The following is a 5,705-nucleotide window of genomic DNA, read 5'->3' as shown; positions in this document are numbered from 1 at the left end:
CAAACAATCCTACTGGTTCCACATTGCCACTGAGTGAAATGAAAAAACTGGTGCAATTTGCTCGAGACAACGACATTTATTTACATGCTGATGAGGTCTACAAAGGAGCCGAATTTGATGGCGTTGAAATTCCAAGCTTCGTTGATTTATATGAGAAGGCAATCATTACAAGTGGATTGTCAAAAGCAATGGCGATGCCCGGGTTAAGAATTGGCTGGTTGATTGGTTTGCCAGAAGATATTTATGCAAGTTGGCAACGGAAAGACTATACCAGTATCACAACGGGCGCGGTTAGTGAGTATGTTGCATCGATAGTGCTGCAACCCGACGCCCGAACTAAAATTCTGAATCGCAGTAAGCAGTACCTCATTGATAATCTGAAAATACTCAGTGACTGGGTTTCGGTCAACCAATCCTGGGTGTCGTTCGTGCCACCAAAAGCAGGTGGAATGGCATTTCTAAAATATGCATTAGATATTAATTCTACTCAACTCGCCCATGTGTTTCGTGAACAGTTAAATGTATTGGTGTTGCCCGGCGATGTTTATGGGTTGGACGGCTACTTTAGAGTCGGCATAGGCGCCCCAACCGCACACCTAAAGGAAGGACTGGCACGCATTAGTCAGTATGTGTCAGATAATTATGACATTAAAACGAGTACGCCTGTATGAAGATCATCGCGCAATCGTCTATTCAGGCAATATTAGACAGCAAGGATTTCACAAAGGATATCGAAGGCAGCTTTGTCGCTTTCTCTAATGGACACGCCGTCATTCCTCCCGTTGCTGAGTTACTGATGGATAAAGGCGAAACACATATTAAATACGGTTTTATAAAAGAGCAGCCGTATTTTGTCATTAAAGTAGCGTCTGGCTTTTATCAGAATCCACAAATAGGTATGTCTTCCAGTCAGGGCGTTGTCATATTGTTTAGTCTGGAAACCGGTGAGCCTGTCGCCTTTTTGCAAGATGGTGGGATACTGACCAACTACCGCACGGCCTATGCTGGAGCGATTGCTGCTAAATACCTTGCTCCCACAGGTATTCAAACGATAGGTATTATAGGTAGTGGTATTCAGGCCCAGTTACAGGCTCAAATGATTGCCGCTCAAACCGGATGTAATCACGTAATGTTGTGGGCCAGAAATTCCAACAATGCTAAACGATGTGCTGAGGCATTGGCATCATCTGGGCTTCAGGTTGAGCTTGTCGACTCGGTTTCCCGGGTTGCAGAGGCCAGTCAAATTATTGTGACAACCACACCATCGGAGCAACCGCTTATTAAGCCGGGCGACCTGAGCGGGGCAAAGCTAATCATTGCGGTCGGTTCCGATACCGCTGAAAAGCAGGAACTGGACACGAATATACTGCTCGAGGCCCGCTTGATTACTGACAGTAGAGCTCAGGCTACACTGCGGGGCGAGCTTTCTCATTTATTGAAAATCTCACCAGAGCATTTTACATCGGTATCTGAGTTGGGTGAGATTATTGCAGGTAAGACAAACCTTGATACAGGCTACGAAGGGATCACTGTCGTTGACTTAACCGGCATTGCAACACAGGACCTTGCTATCGCTCAGGGGGTATTAAATGCTGCCTTGGAGAACAGTAAGTAGGCCAACGGCGCAGCGTAAAATGGCACACAAGCTGTGTGCCGTTTTACAGTTATTCAAACCAATTGAGCTTTGACTGAAGTGACACCACGCTGCCAACAATGATTAATGTGGGCGGTTTCATTTCGCTCAGTTGTGGATGAGTCACAATGCTCGACAACGTTGCGGTCAGCACTTTCTGATCGCTGGTTGTGGCTTTCTGAACCAAGGCGATAGGCGTGTCAGCGCTTAACCCATGTTTTATGAGTTGTTCACAAATAATGGGAAGTCCGGTCAGGCCCATGTAGAACACAATGGTTTGGTTACCTTGTGCTAAACCCTGCCAGTTTAAATCAATGGTACCGTCTTTCAGGTGGCCGGTGGCGAATACCACAGACTGCGCGTGGTCTCTGTGGGTAAGCGGAATACCGGCATAAGCACCAGCACCTGCTGCAGCGGTGATGCCAGGGACTACCTGGAAACTAATTCCGGCAGCAAGTAAGGTTTCGATTTCCTCTCCACCCCGGCCAAAAATAAACGGGTCGCCGCCTTTTAAACGTACTACCCGGTTACCGGCTTTCGCCTGGTCGACCAAAATCTGATTAATGTCTTGCTGAGGCACGGTGTGGTGGCTCTTGGCTTTACCCACGTAAATCTTTTCTGCATCGCGGCGCACCAGTTCCAGGATTTGGGGCGAGACTAAGCGGTCATACACAACGACATCGGCTTTTTGCATTAATCGCAGTGCGCGGAATGTGAGTAAGTCCGGATCACCCGGGCCAGCGCCAACCAGATAAACCTGACCTTCTGTTTGCTTTTGTTCTGACGCATCTTCAAGTGCCGCTAAAAACTTCTGCTCGGCTTTGTCATCATTGCCTTGTGTAACTTCTTCAGCAATATCGCCTTCCAGCACAGACTCCCAGAAATAGCGACGCTCGGTGACTGTCGACAGTGACTGCTTAACTTTCTCACGGAATCGCTCTGAAAAAGAGCCCAGCTTGCTCAGGTTGGCAGGCAGAATGGACTCCAGTTTTTGACGTAAGTAACGCAGCAATACAGGAGCGTTGCCGCCGCTGCTCATCGCAATGACCAGCGGAGAACGGTCTATGATAGACGGGGTAATAAAGCCGCACAGCGGGGTGTTGTCTACCACGTTTACCAGCATGTTACGCTGAGTCGCCAACTTATGAATGTCAGCATTTAACGCTTCGTCACTGGTGGCAACAAATACCATGCGGCGACTATCCAGATCGCTTTCTTCAAAGGCACGCTCGACAAGCGTAACCTGATCTGATTCTGCTAAATGACGCACCGTCGTGCAGACTTCAGGGGCTACCACAGTAATATGCGCCGGGCTTTTTAGTAAAAGCTCCAGCTTGCGGGCGGCCACCTCACCAGCACCCACAATTAAAACTTGCAGTGCCTGGGCATCAATAAAAATCGGAAAATATCGCATAGCAGACTCATCTCACAGTAACTGCGTTTAGTTTGCCTGAAATTAATATTGTATAAATGAATTAAAAAATATTTTTCAGATTAAAAAGTTATTATGGCCAGGGGTCGACTTTTCGGGCCCCGAAACAAAAACCGGCAGGGTGGTTACACGCTGCCGGTTGAGTTTTTAGTTACGAGGCTTGGGGCCTTTCTTGCGTGCTGGTGGCTTATCTGACCATTCACGTAGTCCCATGCGCTGACCGGATACCCGGGTATCCTGTAGCGTTTGCTTCACCTCTTTAGGCATACCTTCCGGTAAATCAACAGTAGTAAAGTTGTCGTAAATTTCGATAGCACCAATGTACTTGCTGTCGATACCGGCTTCATTAGCAATAGCGCCAACGATATTGCCTGGTTTCACGCCATGGGTGTGACCCACTTCGATGCGATAACGCTGCATACCTTGTTCCGGACGGCGGCTGTCACGCGGTGACTTACGGCGACTGTCGCGTCCTTCACGGCCATCACGACGGTTGCGCCCATCACGTTCACCACCGCGGCGATCATCATCGCGACGCGGGCGTGGAGCATGCAGATCAGGGCGATCTGATTCTTTTAACAACAACGGCTCATCGCCTTGCGCTAATTTAATCAGGGCAGCCAGTAACACTTCAGGACTTGCTTCGTTTTCGTCAATCAGCATATCCACAATAGGCATCAGGCCTTCCAGACTGTCGTCTTTTGTGGCTTCCATCACGCTTTGTTTAAACTTGCTTAAACGGGTTTCGTTCAGTTCGCTGATCGATGGAATTGGCATCGACTCAATAGACTGACGCGTGGTTTTCTCGATCGCGTGAAGCATGCGCTTTTCACGATGAGAGATAAACAATATAGCGTCGCCGTTACGGCCGGCACGACCGGTACGACCGATACGGTGAACATAGCTCTCGGTATCGTAAGGGATATCAAAGTTAATAACGTGACTAACACGCTCTACGTCCAAACCACGCGCAACAACGTCGGTGGCAACCAGGATGTCAATTTTACCTTGCTTCAGGCGGTCAACGGTACGTTCACGCGCGGCCTGAGGAATATCACCATTCAACGGCTCTACATCGTAACCACGGGCAGCTAACTTTTCCGCCAGTTCTAACGTTGCGGTTTTAGTACGAACAAAGATGATCATACCGTCGAAAGGTTCAACTTCCATGATACGTGTCAGAGCTTCAAGCTTGTGGTGACCGGCCACCTGACAGTAACGCTGGCGAATGGTGCTTGCGGTGCTGACCTTGGATTCAATTTTTACGTGCTTAGGATCATTCAGGTAACGCTGCGTGATCTTTTTGATTGGTCCTGGCATTGTTGCAGAGAACAAAGCTGTCTGACGTTCTTCTGGCGCGTGGCTCAAGATCAATTCAACATCGTCAATGAAGCCCATACGCAGCATTTCATCGGCTTCGTCCAGTACCAGAAACTTCAGTTTATCCAGCTTTAATGTGCCACGTTTAATGTGATCAATTACTCGACCTGGTGTACCCACTACAACCTGCACGCCGCGTTTAAGCTGACGAATTTGATTGTCATAAGACTGGCCACCGTAAATTGGCAATACACGGATTTTTTGTGAAAAGCTTGCGTAGGCTTGGAACGCTTCAGCAACCTGGATAGCCAGTTCGCGCGTTGGGGCAAGCACAAGTAGTTGCGGGTAATTGCCTTCTACGTCAAGATTTGCCAGCATAGGCAAAGCGAAAGCAGCGGTTTTCCCGGTACCGGTTTGTGCCTGACCAAGCAGGTCATGGCCTTCCAATAACAGGGGAATACTTTCGGCTTGAATTGGCGACGGTTTCTCGTAGCCAACTTTCTCAAGGGCCTGTAAGATAGGTTGCGGAAGTTTGAGATCGGTAAAGGTCAGTTCGACGTTTGTGGTCATTAAATTAAAGATCCTGAATAACTCGGACGGGCATAGCAGAAAAGCCAGCGATATATATAAAGCGCTATTATAGGCCAATAGTAGTGCGGATACCATTATTGTATAGGAAACCGTCTGGTAAATTATAGGGACAGCACTAGGAATCATGAGCAAGGTAAGCACTATGAAGAACAGGTCGTTACATCGCCGGGTACTTATTTCGGCATTAGTTATGGGGCTGAGTGCCACGTCTTTAGGAGGCTGTGGGCAGAAAACCAGTGAAGAACATCTACTCGCCGCCCGCCAATTTATAGAAGCCCAGGACACAGAATCGGCGATCCTGGAATTTAAAAACGCGATCCAAAAAAATCCTCAGGATCCGAATCCCCGATTCGAACTCGGACAACTTTATGCCAATCAGGGCAATTACGCGGCAGCCGAGAAAGAGTTAAACCGTGCATTAGAATTAGGCTATGACGTCGCAGAAGTCATTCCTCTGCTGACCCTGGCCTATCAGGAAACCAATGCGGAAGTCGCCCTTTCAGAGATCGATCACAGCGTGGATGGCCTGACCGCAGTTAAGCGCGCAGAAGTCAGTTTTTACAAACTGGAAGCGTTAATTAAGCTCGAGAAAAAAGCGGAAGCGCGCCAGTTGATCGACGAGATCCGTCAGTTGGACACCAACAGCGTGTTCAAAGGGTTGGCATTAGCGTATGAAAGCATGCTGGATGAACAGTACGAGAAAACGCTCACTCAGGTAGAGGCACTTCG

General features: G+C 48.4%; 5 protein-coding genes. 3 read left to right on the top strand and 2 right to left on the bottom strand.

Features of this window, described 5'->3' with window-relative positions; all coding sequences use genetic code 11:
• Both AC4MRN_RS19100 and AC4MRN_RS19095 read left to right on the top strand, forming a co-directional pair.
• A partial coding sequence (locus tag AC4MRN_RS19100; protein ID WP_491204195.1) for an aminotransferase class I/II-fold pyridoxal phosphate-dependent enzyme occupies positions 1–671 on the top strand: 671 nt, incomplete at its 5' end.
• The gene (locus AC4MRN_RS19095; RefSeq protein WP_491204194.1) at positions 668–1,615 is read left to right on the top strand and encodes an ornithine cyclodeaminase family protein; all 948 of its coding nucleotides are present in this window, start codon (positions 668–670) and stop codon (positions 1,613–1,615) included. The genes AC4MRN_RS19100 and AC4MRN_RS19095, both read left to right, overlap by 4 nt.
• Before the next feature lie 49 nt (positions 1,616–1,664).
• Here the strand turns inward: AC4MRN_RS19095 and cysG are convergent, their stop codons facing one another.
• Both cysG and AC4MRN_RS19085 read right to left on the bottom strand, forming a co-directional pair.
• Entirely contained in the window at positions 1,665–3,047 is a 1,383-nt protein-coding gene (gene cysG / locus AC4MRN_RS19090; protein WP_491055679.1) for a siroheme synthase CysG, read from the bottom strand.
• A 165-nt stretch (positions 3,048–3,212) separates the two neighbouring features.
• Positions 3,213–4,955, bottom strand: coding sequence for a DEAD/DEAH box helicase (locus AC4MRN_RS19085; RefSeq protein WP_073325291.1), 1,743 nt, complete (start codon positions 4,953–4,955; stop codon positions 3,213–3,215).
• Between the two features lie 163 nt (positions 4,956–5,118).
• Here AC4MRN_RS19085 and AC4MRN_RS19080 point away from each other — a divergent pair.
• A partial coding sequence (locus AC4MRN_RS19080) for a tetratricopeptide repeat protein (RefSeq protein WP_491204193.1) occupies positions 5,119–5,705 on the top strand: 587 nt, incomplete at its 3' end.

The sequence above is a fragment of the Marisediminitalea sp. genome, from assembly GCF_984433645.1.
The sequence above is the reverse complement of the archived record's forward strand: the minus strand, read 5'-3'. Positions and strand labels throughout refer to the sequence as shown.

Excerpts from the sequence above, each read along its gene's own strand:
- AC4MRN_RS19095 (WP_491204194.1), top strand. The coding sequence starts at position 668 with ATGAAGATCATCGCGCAATCGTCTATTCAGGCAATATTAGACAGCAAG.
- cysG (WP_491055679.1), bottom strand. The coding sequence starts at position 3,047 with ATGCGATATTTTCCGATTTTTATTGATGCCCAGGCACTGCAAGTTTTA.
- AC4MRN_RS19085 (WP_073325291.1), bottom strand. The coding sequence starts at position 4,955 with ATGACCACAAACGTCGAACTGACCTTTACCGATCTCAAACTTCCGCAA.